General features: G+C 63.1%; 12 protein-coding genes and 5 pseudogenes. 13 read left to right on the forward strand and 4 right to left on the reverse strand.

Features of this window, described 5'->3' with window-relative positions; all coding sequences use genetic code 11:
* Positions 1-142 precede the first annotated feature (142 nt).
* From BVER_RS20120 to BVER_RS20130, 4 genes are all read left to right on the forward strand, one after another.
* Positions 143-1090 (forward strand): LysR family transcriptional regulator, encoded by a 948-nt coding sequence (locus BVER_RS20120; protein WP_050454809.1) that lies wholly within the window; start codon positions 143-145, stop codon positions 1088-1090.
* Between the two features lie 68 nt (positions 1091-1158).
* Complete coding sequence (locus tag BVER_RS20125; RefSeq protein ID WP_050454810.1) at positions 1159-2229, forward strand: SDR family oxidoreductase; 1071 nt, start codon at positions 1159-1161, stop codon at positions 2227-2229.
* Between the two features lie 73 nt (positions 2230-2302).
* On the forward strand, positions 2303-2551 hold the full coding sequence (locus BVER_RS34305; protein ID WP_232316681.1) for a hypothetical protein: 249 nt from the start codon (positions 2303-2305) through the stop codon (positions 2549-2551).
* Positions 2479-3141, forward strand: a complete 663-nt coding sequence (locus BVER_RS20130) for a CHAD domain-containing protein (RefSeq protein WP_232316682.1) — start codon at positions 2479-2481, stop codon at positions 3139-3141. Before BVER_RS34305 ends, BVER_RS20130 begins: the two co-directional genes overlap by 73 nt.
* Here BVER_RS20130 and BVER_RS20135 read toward each other — a convergent pair.
* From BVER_RS20135 to BVER_RS20145, 3 genes are all read right to left on the reverse strand, one after another.
* Positions 3138-4493, reverse strand: coding sequence for an amidohydrolase family protein (locus tag BVER_RS20135; RefSeq protein ID WP_157056149.1), 1356 nt, complete (start codon positions 4491-4493; stop codon positions 3138-3140). The genes BVER_RS20130 and BVER_RS20135 overlap by 4 nt on opposite strands.
* Before the next feature lie 169 nt (positions 4494-4662).
* Positions 4663-5019, reverse strand: a complete 357-nt coding sequence (locus tag BVER_RS20140) for a hypothetical protein (protein ID WP_050454812.1) — start codon at positions 5017-5019, stop codon at positions 4663-4665.
* 227 nt (positions 5020-5246) lie between these two features.
* Complete coding sequence (locus BVER_RS20145; protein WP_050454813.1) at positions 5247-6206, reverse strand: LysR substrate-binding domain-containing protein; 960 nt, start codon at positions 6204-6206, stop codon at positions 5247-5249.
* A gap of 157 nt (positions 6207-6363) precedes the next feature.
* Between BVER_RS20145 and BVER_RS20150 the strand changes: the two are divergent.
* From BVER_RS20150 to BVER_RS20190, 9 genes and pseudogenes are all read left to right on the forward strand, one after another.
* Positions 6364-7428, forward strand: a pseudogene (locus BVER_RS20150) (ABC transporter substrate-binding protein).
* 48 nt (positions 7429-7476) lie between these two features.
* Positions 7477-8556, forward strand: a pseudogene (locus BVER_RS20155) (ABC transporter ATP-binding protein).
* Positions 8543-9415 carry an ABC transporter permease gene (locus BVER_RS20160; RefSeq protein ID WP_050454814.1) on the forward strand — a complete coding sequence of 291 codons (873 nt, stop codon included), beginning with the start codon at positions 8543-8545 and terminating at the stop codon, positions 9413-9415. Before BVER_RS20155 ends, BVER_RS20160 begins: the two are co-directional and overlap by 14 nt.
* Before the next feature lie 16 nt (positions 9416-9431).
* Positions 9432-10229 carry an ABC transporter permease gene (locus BVER_RS20165; protein ID WP_050454815.1) on the forward strand — a complete coding sequence of 266 codons (798 nt, stop codon included), beginning with the start codon at positions 9432-9434 and terminating at the stop codon, positions 10227-10229.
* Positions 10226-11199 (forward strand): annotated as a pseudogene (locus BVER_RS20170) (NAD(P)/FAD-dependent oxidoreductase); the annotation flags it as partial. The gene BVER_RS20165 and the pseudogene BVER_RS20170, both read left to right, overlap by 4 nt.
* Before the next feature lie 154 nt (positions 11200-11353).
* On the forward strand, positions 11354-11725 hold the full coding sequence (locus BVER_RS20175; RefSeq protein ID WP_050454816.1) for a (2Fe-2S)-binding protein: 372 nt from the start codon (positions 11354-11356) through the stop codon (positions 11723-11725).
* Positions 11715-13121, forward strand: a complete 1407-nt coding sequence (locus BVER_RS20180) for an FAD-dependent oxidoreductase (RefSeq protein ID WP_050454817.1) — start codon at positions 11715-11717, stop codon at positions 13119-13121. Before BVER_RS20175 ends, BVER_RS20180 begins: the two co-directional genes overlap by 11 nt.
* Positions 13114-14268 (forward strand): annotated as a pseudogene (locus BVER_RS20185) (NAD(P)/FAD-dependent oxidoreductase). Before BVER_RS20180 ends, BVER_RS20185 begins: the two are co-directional and overlap by 8 nt.
* Positions 14269-14340: 72 nt before the next feature.
* Entirely contained in the window at positions 14341-14694 is a 354-nt protein-coding gene (locus BVER_RS20190) for a RidA family protein (protein ID WP_050454818.1), read from the forward strand.
* A gap of 28 nt (positions 14695-14722) precedes the next feature.
* On the opposite strand, the pseudogene BVER_RS20195 reads toward BVER_RS20190, so the two are convergent.
* Positions 14723-15256 (reverse strand): annotated as a pseudogene (locus BVER_RS20195) (GntR family transcriptional regulator); the annotation flags it as partial.
* Between the last annotated feature and the right edge of the window lie 108 nt (positions 15257-15364).

Here is a 15364-nt window from a genome sequence, read left to right on the forward strand (position 1 = left end):
CAGCTCAACGTCATGCCTCAACCTCTACTCGTGCGCTGCAGACCTGGCTGAGATGTGCGTTTACGTCTGCACCAGACTGCGTCGTCGGGTCCATTCCGGCAAATTCAATTTTGCAGGCCAGACTATTGAGCGAAATTCATCAATGCCGCGCGCCGGGCTGTCCGAACTCACTGCCTTCATCACCATTGCGGAGCAGCGCAGCTTCAGCGCCGCGGCGCGTCTTCTCGGGCTGTCGCCATCGGCCTTGAGTCACACGATGCGCAACATGGAAGCGCGTCTCGGACTGCGGCTGTTCAATCGCACGACGCGTTCGGTCGCGCTGACGGATGCGGGCGAGCAGTTGCTGCGCCGCGTGCGTCCCGCGCTCGCCGATCTCGACGACGCCGTCGAGGAAGTCACCGCCAGCGGCAGCCGGCCGTCGGGCACGATCCGCATCAGCGCATCCGAAGGATCGGCGAAGGTGCTCGTGCGTCATGTGCTGCCGGACTTTTTGCGCGCCCATCCGGATATCCACGTCGAATTCGTCGTCGATACGCGGCTCGTCGATATCGTCGCGCAAGGGCTGGATGCCGGCATTCGCGTGCTCGACGACGTGCCGCGCGACATGATCGCGGTGCGCTTCGGTCCCGCGATGCGCTTCGCCGCCGTGGCCTCGCCCGCCTATCTCGCGCAACACGCCGCGCCGAAGGTGCCCGACGATCTCGCGCGGCATCGCTGCATTCGCTTCCGGTTCGAGAGCGGCGCGCTGTATCGATGGGATATGAACTATCGCGGCAAGAGCGCGAATGTCGACGTCGACGGTCCGATGACGCTCGGCAATATCAATCTCATGATCGAAGCGGCGCTGGCCGGCATCGGCATCGCGTGGGTGCCGGAGCAGCAGGTCGCGGATCATCTGCGCAGCGGACAGCTCGTGCATCTGCTGCCCGAGTGGAGTCCCGTATTCGCGGGCTTGTGCCTGTATTACCCGGCGAATCGTCATCAGCCGACGGCCTTGCGATTGTTCGCCGATGCAGTGCGCCGCTGGGCCGACGAACATCGCGACGATCACGCCGTATCGAAGCCGAAGCCGCGCGCGAAGAAAAGCTGACGTCGCTGCACGCATCGACGATATGCGTCAGACTGCTCATTCGTTCAAATACGGCATCGGCAATCTTCATGGACAAGCGAGCATTGATCATCGGCGCGACGGGCATCGTCGGGCGCAATCTGGCGGAGCATCTTCACGGCATCGGCGGATGGGACATCACGGGCGTGTCGCGCGGACGGACCGCGCCGCCCGAAGGCATGACATCGGTGACAGCGGATCTCACCTCGGCCTCTTCCGTCGCCGATGCATTGAAGGATCAGCGCTACACGCATGTCTTTTTCACCGCATGGGCGCGGCAGGCGACGGAGCGCGAGAACATCGCCGTGAACGGTGCAATGGTGCGCAACGTGTTCGATGCGCTCGGGCCGTCGGGCACCTTGCAGCATGCGGCGCTCGTCACCGGCCTCAAGCACTATCTCGGCCCGTTCGAAGCCTACGCGCAAGGCAGCGTGCCGATCACGCCGTTTCGCGAGGAACAGGGCCGTCAGCCAGTCGACAACTTTTATTACGAGCAGGAAGACCGTTTGTTCGATGCCGCGAAACAGTACGGCTTCGGCTGGAGCGTGCATCGTCCGCATACGATCATCGGCTTCGCGCTCGGCAACGCGATGAACATGGGACAGACGCTCGCAGTCTATGCGACGCTCTGCAAGGAGACGGGCCAGCAGTTCGTGTTTCCCGGTTCCGCCGCGCAATGGAACGGCGTCACCGACATGACCGATGCGCGTCTGCTCGCGCGGCATCTGGAATGGGCCGCGACATCGCCCAACGCGCGCGACGAAGCATTCAATATCGTCGATGGCGACGTGTTCCGCTGGCAGTGGATGTGGTCGACGATCGCCGCTTACTTCGGTATCGAGCCCGCGCCTTTCGACGGCGAAACGCGTCCGCTCGAAAACCGCATGCAGCACGCGGCCGACGAGTGGAAGACCATCGCGGCCAAGCATGGACTGGCCGAAGCGGACATCGGCAAGCTCGTGTCGTGGTGGCACACCGACGCCGATCTCGGCCGCCCGATGGAAGTGCTCACCGATATGTCGAAGAGCCGCAAGGCGGGCTTCCTCGACTATCAGAGCACGCCGGATGCATTCGTCGCACTGTTCGAACGGCTGAAGGCGCAGCGCATCATTCCGGCGTAATGTCGTCGGATGAAACGTGGTGCGGTACGCTTCTTGCCAGTCTTTCAGACCTACAAGAGAGAGGACCACGGCCATGAAGCAGACGAACACCGCCGCCAAGAAGACCGCCGCCATCGCCACGGCGGAAACCAGTTTCTCGCGCTACGCGGAGCCGTTGATCGCCGAAGCGGCCGATCAGGCTTCCGCGCTCGAAGGCGAGGCGATACCGACGCCGAGCGATTGCACGATCTACGCGTATCGTTGCGGCGGATGCGCACATTGCTGTGGGCGTATCGTCCGATGTTGGACGACGAATTCGACACGCAGCAGCGCGCCATCCTGAAGTTTCTCGCCAATGCCGCGGGCCACACGCGCGACTGGGACATTCTCATCGGTCTGGTCGAAGACGACAGCGATCAGGCCCTGCTCGATACCTTCAAACGCAGCCGCGACGAAGCATCGGGAAAAAACCGCGAAACGCTCACGCAAGCGAAGCTGAAAAAGACTTTGCACGACGCCGTCAGCGAAGCGAATCGCGAATTGAACACATCGTCCGCGCGTACACCGCTGACCAAGTTCGCGCGCAAGCGCGTGAGCGTCGCGCAAAAGCAGTTGAAGAAGCGCATGCGCGTGGCATCGAAAACGCATGGCTCCGACTATGCGTCGTATCACGAGGTGCGCAAGGCGGGCAAGAAGGTGCGCTATCTGATCGAGTTCTTCGAGCCGCTGCTCGACAAGCGGAAACGCAAAGGCTTGAAGCAGCTCAAACGCCTGCAGAAACGGCTCGGCATGCTCAACGACGTGGTCGCGAGCCGCGATCTGCTCAAGACGCATCGCGCTTCCTTGCCCGATGCATCGTCGGCCGATAAAGCGCTCAAGGCACTCAAGCGCAAGCAGAAGCGGCGCATGAACGCTGCATCGAAACTGCTTTAAGCGCGCTTGATCCGTGCTTGCAGACGATGCCACGCGGCATCGGCATCGTCTACAAGCCGCGATGCATCCACGCGCGTAAGCTTGCCGTCGCGCTTGAGAAAACGGCCCGCGACCAGCACGTCGCGCACACAAGCAGGCTGCGCAGCTTCCGTGACGAAGGCGAGCGGATCGGTCACGGGCGCGGCACCGAGACGCTTTGCATCGACGACGATCATGTCTGCTTGCTTCCCCGGCGCGATGGAACCGATGCGCGATTCGAGGCCGAGATTGCGCGCCGCGTCGATGGTCGCCATTTCCAGCACGCGCCGCGACGGCACCGCGAGTTCCTTCTCCGCTTGCCCGTTCGCGAGACTCAACACGGCGCGCATCACGCCGAACAGATCGGCGTTGCCGGCGAGCACGGTCGTGTCGTTGCCGATGGTCGGACGCACACCGTTGTCGAGCATGCGCTTGACGGGCGTGATGCCGTAGCCCACGCGCATCTCCGTGAACGGCGTGATCACCACATTCGATTTCGCCGCGACGATGGCGCGAAAGTCTTCGTCGCCGGCGTGCGTCGCGTGCACGAGTTCGGTCGATGCATCGAGAAAGCCCGACGCGTGAATCTGATCGATGGCGCGCTGCTTCTGCACATCGCGCGTCACCGCGACGTGCACCGAAAACGGCAAGCCGCGCTGTTGCGCGAATTCCATCTCGCGCCGCCATGTGGATGCAGGCGTGCGCTCCGGGCCGCGAATCGCCACGCCGAGATCGATCAGACCGCGCGCGCCGTCGAAATACTGCTTGCGCACGCGTTCGATATCGGCGAAGTCGTTGGTCTTCGATGCCGCCATGTCCTGCGGATAGCCATACAGAAAACGCCCGCCCGCGCCGCTTTCGAACATCGCGCGCAATTCGGCGTCGGCGTGCGCGGGACTGCGGACGTTATGCGCCCAGTTCGTCACGCTCGTGATGCCGCCCGAGATCGCTTCGGCCAGCGCGTAACGCACGGCGAGGTAACTGTCGTCGGGTTCGTAGGCGGCGCTGAGCGTTTTCATCGCTTCGAAAAAGCGCGTGCCGGATGGCGTCGGCGCATAGCCGCGCGCGAGGCTATTCCACATATGCCAGTGCGTGTCGATCAGACCCGGCAGCACGATCGCGCCGCGCGCGTCGAGGACCGGCACGCCGGGCGCATCGAGATCGCGCCCGACCGCGACGATATTGCCCGCGCGGATCAGCACATCGGCTTGCGCGTGATCGCCGACTTGCGGGTCCATCGACAGCAGCGTGCCGCCGCGTATGAGCACGTTGGCATCGTCGAATGCTTGCCGCGCGCCTTGCGCGTGTGATTCGCGTAACGGCGCGGCCGCCATCAACGCGAGCGAGCCGAGTCCCTAAATGAAGCTTCTGCGATCGTTGAGCATGCATACCCCGTTCGGTGTTGCCGCGGAACATGCAAGGCCGATGCCTGCTCTTGTGCAACGCATCAAGAACGAAGAAGCGCACCGCTCGCGCGATGCGCTTCTTCGACAAAACCGGGCTTTACAGGTCGCCGTCTTCGAGCACGACCAGCGCGACACGTTCGCGCGCCTGCTTCGCCACTGCCGATGCGCCGATCTCGCGCGCATGGCGCACGAACAGCGCGAGCGGTTCCTCGCGCATGTCGTCGGTTTCGTAGCGCTGACGCAGCGCATCGTATGTCGTGAGACCGCGATGCGAAATGCCGTTCACGTCCAAACGAAAGTTCACGGCTTCAGAATAGGGATCATCGATGATCTGCGATACGGCGGCGCCGCGTCGTTCCATGCGATCGCTTCCGCGCAACAGCGCGCCGAGTTGGCGCACCGCGTCGCGCGAAAAGCTCTCGAGGTCCAGATCATGAAGTGCTGCAAATTTCATGGCGTCCTCCGTCCATGCTGAAGCGAATGATAGCATTCGTTGTGCCAGCCCGGACGATATCTTTTAAGTGTCGATTGCAAATCATGCGGTCTGGAGTGTCGTCAGCCCAAATGTCCTCGTCATGACAAACTCCCAATAATCATATCAAAGATAAAAATAACACTATCGTCGCGAATTTAATCGGCTAAAGAAATAATTCAAGCGGGCAATTTAAGCACGATCGTTCATTATTTCGACGATGCCACGCGCAGCCGCGTGCGCGTCTTGCCGCTGGCATTGCGCGTCGGCGGCACGACTTCGGCCAGCAACTCGTCGTGCAATTCGCGCAGCACCGCGACGAACGCCGACGCCAGCCGTTCGCGCGGCCGGTTCGGCGGGAACAGCAGATAGGTGGGAAAGCGGATCGCCGGCAAGAACGGGCGAATTGCGATATCCGGCCCGGCGTAATCGCGCGCGACGATCGGATGCGCCAGCGTCACGCCCATGCCGTGCCGGACCATCTCGCAGCACATCGCCGTGTATTGCGCTTCGATGGCGAGCACGCGCTGTACGCCCGCGCGCTGAAACGCTTCGTCCATCGTCGCGCGCGTGCCGTCGCCGTGACACAGCGAGATAAACGATTCGCCTTCGAGATCGGCGGGACGAATCGCACGCTTCGCGGCCAGCCGATGCTTCGCCGACAACACGCATACCGCCGATACGTTCGATAGCTGTTCCACTTCGCAATTGGACGCTTCGCTCACATACACGGCCACGCCAAGATCGCAGAACTGAGACGCGGTCCAGTGATTCACGGTCCCCGACGTATTGACGTGCAGCGAGACCGTCACGTCGGGGAACAGTTCGGTGAAGCGCTTGATCGCGTGCGGAACCATCGTCATGCCGGCGGACGGCATCGCCGCGATGCGCAAACGCCCGCTGCCGAGATTGCGAATCTGCGCCGCCGCATTCGCGAGCCCTTGCAGACCGACGAACGCGCGTTCCACTTCGCGAAAGAAGGCGGTGCCTTCGCTAGTCGGTATCAGACGCACGCCGCTGCGCTGAAAAAGCTGGAGGCCGGTTTCGCGTTCCAGTTGCGAGATCAGGCGGCTCACGTTCGGTTGCGACGTGAACAAGGCCTTGGCTGCGGCGGTCATGGAACCCGCGACCATCACCGCGCGGAAGGCCTCGACGTGCTTCAGATTCATGCGTGTTTTCCCCTAAGCCGAAACTGCAATTCATATCACCCATGCATAGATAAGTATTTTATTCGTATTGGACGATATGGTTATGTAGCGCGACACTCCAATCCATCGACGGGCATGTGAGCCCGCCCCCACACTACCGGAACTGGAGATCGTCGTAATGAAAAGAGCGTTGCATCGCCGTTTATCCACACGTTCGTTGGCACTCGCCGCCCTGTCGTTCGTGTCCTCGCTTGCCGCGCCGCTTGCGGCTCAGGCCGAGACCACGCTGTATGTCGCCAATGTCGGCGGCTCCAACGAGCAGCTCTATCGCCAGAAGGTCATTCCCGCGTTCGAGAAGGCGCATAACGTCAAGATCGTCTACGTCGCGAGCAATTCGAGCGATACGCTCGCCAAGCTCCAGGCACAGAAAGGCCATCAGCAGATCAACGTCGCGGTGATGGACGACGGCCCGATGTATCAGGCGATGCAGATGAACCTGTGCGCCAAGCTCGACGATGCGCCGATCATGAACGACCTCTATCCGCTCGCGAAGATCGGCCCGACCGCGGTCGGCGTCGGCATGGTGGCGACGGGCATCGGCTATAACGAGGAAGCATTCAAGAAGGCCGGCATTCCCGCACCGGATTCGTGGAAGGTGCTGACCGACAAGCGTCTCAAGGGCAAGCTCGGCGTGCCTCCGATCACCAACACCTACGGCCTGCATTCGCTCGTGATGCTCGCGCGCCTGAACGGCGGCGGCGAAAAGAACATCGATCCCGGCTTCACCGCGATGACCAAGGAAGTCGCGCCCAACGTGCTCTCGTGGGCGCCGACGCCCGGTGAAATGGACGGCTAGATGCAGGTCGGCGACGTGATCCTCGCGCCGTACGGCAGCGGCCGCGCGGTCGCGTTGCAGAACACCGGCTTCCCGCTCAAGTTCGTCTATCCGAAGGAAGGCGGCGTCGCGCTGCAGGTCGCTGCATGTGCGGTGGCGGAAAACGCGCAGCCCAAGCTGTCGCAAGAGTTCGTGCAGTATCTCTTGACGCCCGAAGTGCAGCAGTTGCAGGCGCAGAACATCGGTCTCGGCCCGGTCAACAAGACGGTCAAGCTGACGCCCGAAGTCGCGGCGCGCGTGCCTTACGGTCAGGAACAAATCTCCAAGCTCACCACGGTGGACTGGGCGACGATTAACCAGCATCGCACCGAATGGACGGAGCGCTGGAATCGCACCGTCGAGCGTTGAAACAAGGCGTCGGTGCATCTCTGTTGATTCGATGAAGGAGCGAGGCGCATGGCCTTCCTGACTCTGCAAGGCATTTCGAAACGCTACGGCGATTTCACGGCGATCGAGCAACTCGATCTATCGGTCGAGCGCGGCGAACTGCTGTCGCTGCTCGGACCGTCGGGCTGCGGCAAGACCACGACGCTGCAAATGGTCGCCGGTTTCGTCACGCCGACGACGGGCCGCATTCTGCTCGACGGACGCGACATCACCAACGAGCGTCCCGAGAAGCGCGGTCTCGGCGTGGTGTTTCAGAGCTATGCGCTGTTCCCGCATATGACCGTCGCCGGCAATGTCGGCTTCGGTCTGGAGATGCGCAAGATCAAACGCCGCGAACGCGAAGAACGCGTGGAAGAAGCGCTTGCGCTCGTGCGTCTGAAGGGTCTCGGTCATCGCTATCCGAAGTAGTTGTCGGGCGGTCAGCGGCAACGCGTGGCGATCGCGCGCGCCATTGCGATGCAACCCGAACTGCTGCTGCTCGACGAACCGATGTCGAACCTCGACGCGAAGCTGCGCGAGGAGATGCACATCGAATTGCGGGCGATTCAAAAGCGCCTCGGCATCACGACGATTCTCGTCACGCACGATCAGGTCGAAGCGATGACGATGAGCGATCGCATCGCGGTGATGCATCGCGGCACGATCGCGCAACTGTCCACGCCGTACGATGCGTACGAGCGCCCCGCCACGCCGTTCGCGTCGACCTTCCTCGGCCGCACCAACGCGTTTGCGGGCGAAGTGCGGATGCGCAATCCGCGCTGCGCGGTGGTCGATGTCGTGGGTACGGAATTGCATGTGCCGCACGAAGGACGTCAAGTGAACGGCGCGGTGAACGTCTACATTCGCCCGGAGAAAGTGCATCTCGCCAATGGCGACGCGCGTATCAAAGGCCACATCTCGACGCGCGTGTTCGTCGGCAATCAATGACTGCTCGAAGTGGAAACCGAACTCGGCAAGCTGCGTGTCGCGCAGCCGAATCACGGCGCGCCGCCGCCCGAGGAAGGTCACGAAGTCGGTCTCGACTGGACCGACGACGATCTGCGCGTGCTGACGCAGGACACGATGGGGAACGCTCATGGCCACGCTTGAGGACGATCGCCCCGGCGCTACGCCGTGGCTGCTATCGGGTCCGGTGCTGCTGCTGTTCGTCGGCCTGCTGCTGGTGCCGCTGGTGCTCACGTTGACGCTTTCCTTCCGCGTCTTCAGCGATACGGCGGGCATTCAGGCCGCGCATACGCTCGCGAACTATTGGGAAGTCGTCAGTGATCCTTATTACAGCACCATCTTTCTGCGCACCGCCGGTCTCGCGTTCGCGGTGACGCTGTTGTCTATCGTGCTCGGCGTGCCGGAAACCATCGTGCTCGCACGTATGAAGAAGTCGTGGCAATCGCTGTGTCTGCTGATCGTGCTCGGACCGTTGCTGATTTCGGTCGTGGTGCGCACGCTCGGATGGCAGATTCTGCTCGGCAACAACGGCGTGCTCAACAACATCCTGCAAGCGCTGCATATCACCGACGAACCGATCCGCCTCGTGTTCACGATGACGGGCATGATCATCGCGCTTACGCATGTGCTCGTGCCGTTCATGGTGATGTCCGTGTGGGCGACGATGCAGAAGCTCGATCCGCAAGTGGAATGGGCCGGACGTTCGCTCGGCGGCTCGCCGCTCAAGGTGTTTCAGCGCGTGATTCTGCCGCAGATCATGCCGGGCGTGTTGTCGGGATCGATCATCGTGTTCGCGCTGTCGGCATCCGCGTTTGCCACGCCCGCGCTGATCGGCGGACGCAGTTTGAAAGTGGTCGCGACCGCCGCCTACGACGAATTCCTGGGCACGCTCAACTGGCCGCTCGGCGCGACCATCGCGGTGTTGCTGCTGATCGCGAACGTCGCCATCGTGATGGGATGCAGCCGTCTCGCCGAACGCCGCTTCAAGCATATTTTCGACTGAGCGCAAGGACACCATCATGAAACAGAACGGCATGCTCGGGCTCGTCTACAACGCGTTCTTTCTCACCTTCATCATGGCGCCGCTGGTCGTGGTGATGCTGGTCGCGTTTACCGACAAGGGCTATATCTCGATGCCCTTCGACGGCGCATCGTTCCGCTGGTTCCGCGCGATCATCGAGAACGGCGACATCGTGTCGGCGTTCTGGCTGTCGGTGCGGCTCGCGTTCGCGGCGGCGACCATCGGCGTGGTGCTCGCGGTGCCTGCGGCACTCGCCATTGCACGTTATCGCTTTCCGGGTCGCGGCGCGCTGACGAGCTTCTTCCTCTCGCCGATGATGATTCCCGCCGTCGTGCTCGGCATCGTGTTCCTGCGCTTTCTGTCGCTGCTGCAACTGTCGGGATCGTTCTGGGCGCTGGTCTGCGCGCACGTCATCATTGTGTTGCCGTATGCGTTGCGGCTCGCGTTGTCGTCGGCGGTCGGGCTCGATCGCGATGCCGAACGCGCGGCGCTCTCGTGCGGCGCAAGCCGTTTCACCGCGTTCCGCCGCGTCGTCTTGCCGATGATCCGCACCGGCGTGGCAGGCGGCTGGGTGCTCTCGTTCATCCAGAGCTTCGACGAGTTGACGATGACCATCTTCGTCGCCACGCCCGGCACCACGACGCTGCCCGTCGCCATGTACAACCATATCGCGCAGACCATCGACCCGCTGGTGGCGTCGGTGTCGGCGGTGCTGATCGTCGGCACGGTGCTGTTGATGATTCTGCTCGACCGCATGGTCGGACTCGACCGTATTCTGATCGGAGAAGCCCGATGACTTTTACTGGTTCCGCCAGTCCTGATGTGCTCGTGCTGGGCGGCGGCCTCGTCGGCTCGGCGGTCGCATACGGCCTCGCCCGCGAAGGCGCGCGCGTCACCGTGCTCGACGAGGACGACGGCGGCTTTCGCGCCTCGCGCGGCAATTTCGGCCTCGTGTGGGTTCAGGGCAAGGGCTATGGACTCTCGCCTTACGCACGCTGGTCGCGTTCGTCCGCGACGCGCTTGCCGAAGCGCTGAAGAACGAAGCGGATATCGACGTCGCGCTGCGTCAGCCGGGCGGCTTCCATTTCTGCTTCAGCGATGCGGAACTCGCCGAGCGCGAAAAGCGCCTCTCGACCCTGCAAAAAGAGCTCGGCGATTATCCGTATCAGATGCTCGATGCAGCGGACCTGCGCGCGCGCATTCCGCAGATCGGGCCCGCCGTGATCGGCGCGAGCTACACGCCGATGGACGGCCACGTCAATCCGCTCAAGCTCTTGCGCGGCCTTCATACGGCGATGCAGGCGCGCGGCGTCACGCTGGTGTCGGGCGAACGCGCGGAACGCATCATGCCGGATGGCAACGGCTTCATCGTGCACGGCAAGCGCGGAACATACCGCGCCGCGCGCGTGGTGCTCGCGGCGGAACTCGGCAATCGCACGCTCGCGCCGTTCGTCGGATTGAACGCGCCGGTCGCGCCGAATCGCGGACAAGTGCTGGTGAGCGAACGCGTCGCGCCGTTTCTCGACTATCCGACCATCAACGTGCGTCAGACCGACGAAGGCAGCGTGCAATTCGGCGATTCGATGGAGGAAGTCGGCTTTAACGATTTCACCACGACGCACGTGCTCGCCGATATCGCGCGACGCGGCGTGCGCGCCTTCCCGATGCTTCAGCACGTGCGCCTCGTGCGCATGTGGGCCGCGCTGCGCGTTTATAGCCCCGATGGCTTCCCGATCTACGATCAGTCGGAACGGCATCCGGGCGCATTCGTCGTGACGTGCTACAGCGGCGTGACGCTCGCGGCCGCGCATGCAATGCGCATCGCGCCGTGGGTGATGGACGCGCCGATCACCGATGAATTGCCGAGCTTCTCCGCGCGCCGCTTCGAGAACGCCCAAGAACTGATTTCCGCACACTGACATGACATCGAATACGACTCACTCGCTGTTCAAGCCGCTGCAAGGCACGGAAGGAGCCGGCATCGATATCTGGTTCAACGATCAGCCGCTGTCCGTTCAGGGCGGACGCTCGGTCGCCGCCGCCTTGCTCGCGGCGGGCGTGTCGCGCTTTCGGGCGACGCCCGTTTCCGGTGCGCCGCGCGGACCGTTCTGCATGATGGGCGCGTGCTTCGAATGTCTCGTCGAGATCGACGGCGTGCCGAGCCGTCAGAGCTGCATGATTGAAGTGAAGCCCGGCATGCGCATCCGCTCGCAGGAAGGCGCGCGCGATCTGCCGCCTTTCGATTCCGACGATACCCACGCTACGCCGCTGGAGAATACGCATGGCCGCTGATTTCGCCTCCGAAGCCGTCGATGTGGTCGTGATCGGCGCGGGCCCTGCCGGCATGAGCGCCGCGACGCGCGCCGCACGCGCGGGCCTCAAGACCGTGCTGCTCGACGAGCAGGACGCCGTGGGCGGCCAGATTTATCGCGCGATCGGCCGTGCGGATACGCAACGCAAGCAGATTCTCGGTCCCGACTATGCGGCCGGTGCATCGATCGCCGATGCATTCGCAGCATCCGGCGCGCGTCACATCACGCACGCGACCGTGTGGCAGGTCACGCGCGAACGCGGCATCAACTATCTGAAGGACGGCAAGATCGGCAGTTTCGATGCGCAGCGCGTGATCCTCGCGAGTGGCGCGATGGAGCGCCCGTTCCCGATTCCCGGCTGGACGCTGCCCGGCGTATTGACGGCGGGCGCGGCGCAGATTCTGCTGAAAAGCGCGGGCGAAGTGCCCGCGTCCGCGCCGATCCTCGCGGGCTGCGGACCGCTGCTGTATCTGCTGGGCTGGCAATACGTGCGCGCCGGCGTGCCGATCCGCGCACTCGTCGACACCACGCGTCACGAAGACCGCTGGCGCGCCAAGCGTCACATGCTGTCCGCGTTGCGCGCATGGCCGTACCTCTCGAAGGGTCTGCAGCTGATGCGCACGCTGCGCGAAGCCGGCGTACCGATGTTCGAAGCCGCCGACGATCTGCGCGTCGAAGCGCGCATCGGCACCGATCATGTCGAGCGCGCGGCCGCGCTGAGTTTCACGACGCAGGGCAAGGCGCATCGGATCGAGGCGGACGTGATTCTGCTGCATCAGGGCGTGGTGCCGAATACGCAATTTACGCAGGCGCTGCGCGCGTCGCATCTCTGGGATGAGGCGCAACTCTGCTTTACGCCGAAGACCGATGCATGGGGCAAACTCGACGTGCCCGGCATTTTCGTCGCAGGCAATGGCGCGGGGATCGGCGGCGCGCAGGCGGCGGCCTTGCAGGGTACGCTCGCGGGACTCGGCGTCGCGGCGCAACTCGGCGCGATCGATACGGGCAAGCGCGATCTCGAAGCCATGCCGCATCGCCGCGAACTCGCGAACGTGATGCGCATTCGCCCGTTCCTCGACAGCTTGTATCGTCCGCGCGATATCAACCGCATTCCGGCCAACGAGACCATCGTGTGCCGCTGCGAGGAAGTGACGGCGGGCGAGTTGCGCAAGTTCGTCGAACTCGGTTGCGTCGGGCCGAATCAGGCGAAGTCGTTCGGACGCTGCGGCATGGGTCCGTGCCAGGGCCGCATGTGCGGGCTCACGGTGACGGAAGTGATCGCCGATGCGCGCCGCGTGTCGCCCGCCGATGTCGGCTATTACCGCATCCGCCCGCCGATCAAGCCGCTCACGCTCGGAGAACTCGCCGGTGAGTGACGCGAACGACATCATCGAAACCGATGTGCTCGTGGTGGGCGGCGGATTGCACGGCACGAGCAGCGCGTTTCATCTGGCCAAGCGCGGCGCGAAGGTCATCGTGCTCGAAGCCGATTACGTCGCGCGGCATTCGTCGGGCGTCAACGCGGGCGGCGTGCGCACGCTCGGCCGCCCGTTGCCGGAGATTCCGCTCGCGCTGATGTCGCGCGAAATCTGGCACAGCATGGGCGATCTGCTCGGCGAAGATACCGGCTTCGTTCCTTCCGGATAACTGAAGATTGCCGAAACGGAAGACGAACTTGAAACCTGCCGGCAGCGCGTCGCATTGCTGGAATCGCACGGCTTCACGCACGAAAAAGTGATCGATCGCGAAGCCGTGCTCGAACTCGAACCGGCGTTGGCCAAGCACGTGACGGGCGGCATCTGGGTCGAGCGCGATGGCTTCGCGTTGCCGTATCGCACGACGACGGCGTTTCGTCTCGGCGCGCAAAAACTCGGCGCGCGCTTTCTCGAAGGCACGCCCGTTCGACGCATCGAACAACGCGGCGCGCGATGGTTCGCCGTCACGCCGCGCGGCACCTTCAGCGCGGAAAAGCTGCTCGTGACGGTGGGCGCATGGTGGGGCGAACTGGCGAAGCAGGTCGGCGAACCGGTGCCCGTGCATCCCGAAGGGCTGATGCTGATGGTCACGCATCGCGTCGCGCCCTTCTGCCGCGCGACGCTCGGCGCGACCGGACGGCCGCTGTCGTTCAAGCAGTTCGACAACGGCACGGTTGTGATCGGCGGCAAGCTGATCGGCATCGCGGAGTTGACGAATCGTCATGGCGAAGTGGATTTCGTGCGGCTCGTGCGCAGCGCGCGCACCGTCACCGATCTGTTTCCGCATCTGAAGCATCTCGGCGTGAATCGCGCGTGGGCGGGCGTCGAAGCCTTCACCGAAGACGAACTGCCGGTAATTTCCGCGAGCCGCAAGGCATCGAATCTGTATTACTCGTTCGGCTATTGCGGCAGCGGCTTTCAGCTCGGGCCGGGCTGCGGCAAGCTCGTCTCCGAACTGATGATCGACGGCACGCCTTTGATTTCGCTCGACGCGTTTGCGATCGACCGCTTCGGGCGTCAGGCAATGGCTTCCGCCAAGGCCGCTTAAACCACCTTTTCAATGCGCCACGCGCGTGTCGTTCGACGCGCGCGATGGCCTTCCTTTCTCTGGAGAAATTCAATGAGCGATATCGTCCGCATCGAAACCAATCAGCGCATGAGTCGCGTCGTCAAGGCCGGCGGTCTCGTGTTCGTCGGCGGTCAGACGTCCGCCGATCATACGCCCGACATCAAGCTGCAAACCGCCAAGGTGCTCGAAAAAATCGACGGCTTTCTGGAAAAAGCCGGCATCGACAAGACGCGTCTGGTGTCCGCGCAAGTGTGGCTCGCGGATATCGCGCGCGACTTCGCCGGCATGAACGAAGTGTGGGACGCATGGGTGCCGCAAGGCTGCGCGCCCGCCCGTGCGACCGTGCAGGCGCAACTCGCATCGACGGATCTGCTGGTGGAAATCGCAGTCGTCGCGTTGACTTAAGCGTTTCAAGCGGCGCGTAGCAGAGGATTCAGCTCACAAACGGCAGCTTCCTCTCGCGCGCCTCCTTTAGCATCGACACGGTGATCTTGCGCACTTCCAGCTTGCTCTGCGTGATGTGCGCCTTGAGCAGCATCGCCGCTTCGCCGTACTTGCCGCGATCAATGAAATTCAGCATGGTCGAATGTTCGTCGTAAGTCGCGCTGGTGCGATGCGGCTTCAGAAAATCCAGCCGCCGCACGATGCGGATACGCTCCGTCACTTCGTTATTCACGCGCAGCATTTCCGCGTTGCCGGTGGCGCGCACGAGTCCGCGATGGAAGTTTTCGTCCATGCCGAACATCGTCGCCGGATCGCTTTCGCGCGCGTCCGGCTCGACACACCACACCGCTTTCAGCGCCTCGATCTCGGGATGCGGCGGCGCGCTGCCGCCGATCTTTTCGAGCGATGCCGTCTCCAGCACGATACGCAAATCGTATAGCTGATCCAGCTGATCGAAGTCGATATCCGACACTTTCCAGCCGCGCCGGAAGCCGACTTCGAGATAGTCGGCCCTGAACAATCCTCAAAGCCTTACGCGATAAGGCGTTACAGCCCAAACCATGTTGAGCGAATTGCAGGAAGCAGGCATATTAACGTTTGATTCCTGCATTTTTTGACGAGGTGCGGATGG

Origin of the sequence: Candidatus Burkholderia verschuerenii (assembly GCF_001189365.1) — a bacterium.
In the GTDB taxonomy this organism is placed as follows: Bacteria; Pseudomonadota; Gammaproteobacteria; order Burkholderiales; family Burkholderiaceae; genus Caballeronia; species Caballeronia verschuerenii.

Coding starts and splice junctions, on each gene's coding strand:
- BVER_RS20120 (WP_050454809.1), top strand. CDS start 143: ATGCCGCGCGCCGGGCTGTCCGAACTCACTGCCTTCATCACCATTGCG.
- BVER_RS20125 (WP_050454810.1), top strand. CDS start 1,159: ATGGACAAGCGAGCATTGATCATCGGCGCGACGGGCATCGTCGGGCGC.
- BVER_RS34305 (WP_232316681.1), top strand. CDS start 2,303: ATGAAGCAGACGAACACCGCCGCCAAGAAGACCGCCGCCATCGCCACG.
- BVER_RS20130 (WP_232316682.1), top strand. CDS start 2,479: ATGCGCACATTGCTGTGGGCGTATCGTCCGATGTTGGACGACGAATTC.
- BVER_RS20135 (WP_157056149.1), bottom strand. CDS start 4,493: ATGGCGGCCGCGCCGTTACGCGAATCACACGCGCAAGGCGCGCGGCAA.
- BVER_RS20140 (WP_050454812.1), bottom strand. CDS start 5,019: ATGAAATTTGCAGCACTTCATGATCTGGACCTCGAGAGCTTTTCGCGC.
- BVER_RS20145 (WP_050454813.1), bottom strand. CDS start 6,206: ATGAATCTGAAGCACGTCGAGGCCTTCCGCGCGGTGATGGTCGCGGGT.
- BVER_RS20160 (WP_050454814.1), top strand. CDS start 8,543: ATGGCCACGCTTGAGGACGATCGCCCCGGCGCTACGCCGTGGCTGCTA.
- BVER_RS20165 (WP_050454815.1), top strand. CDS start 9,432: ATGAAACAGAACGGCATGCTCGGGCTCGTCTACAACGCGTTCTTTCTC.
- BVER_RS20175 (WP_050454816.1), top strand. CDS start 11,354: ATGACATCGAATACGACTCACTCGCTGTTCAAGCCGCTGCAAGGCACG.
- BVER_RS20180 (WP_050454817.1), top strand. CDS start 11,715: ATGGCCGCTGATTTCGCCTCCGAAGCCGTCGATGTGGTCGTGATCGGC.
- BVER_RS20190 (WP_050454818.1), top strand. CDS start 14,341: ATGAGCGATATCGTCCGCATCGAAACCAATCAGCGCATGAGTCGCGTC.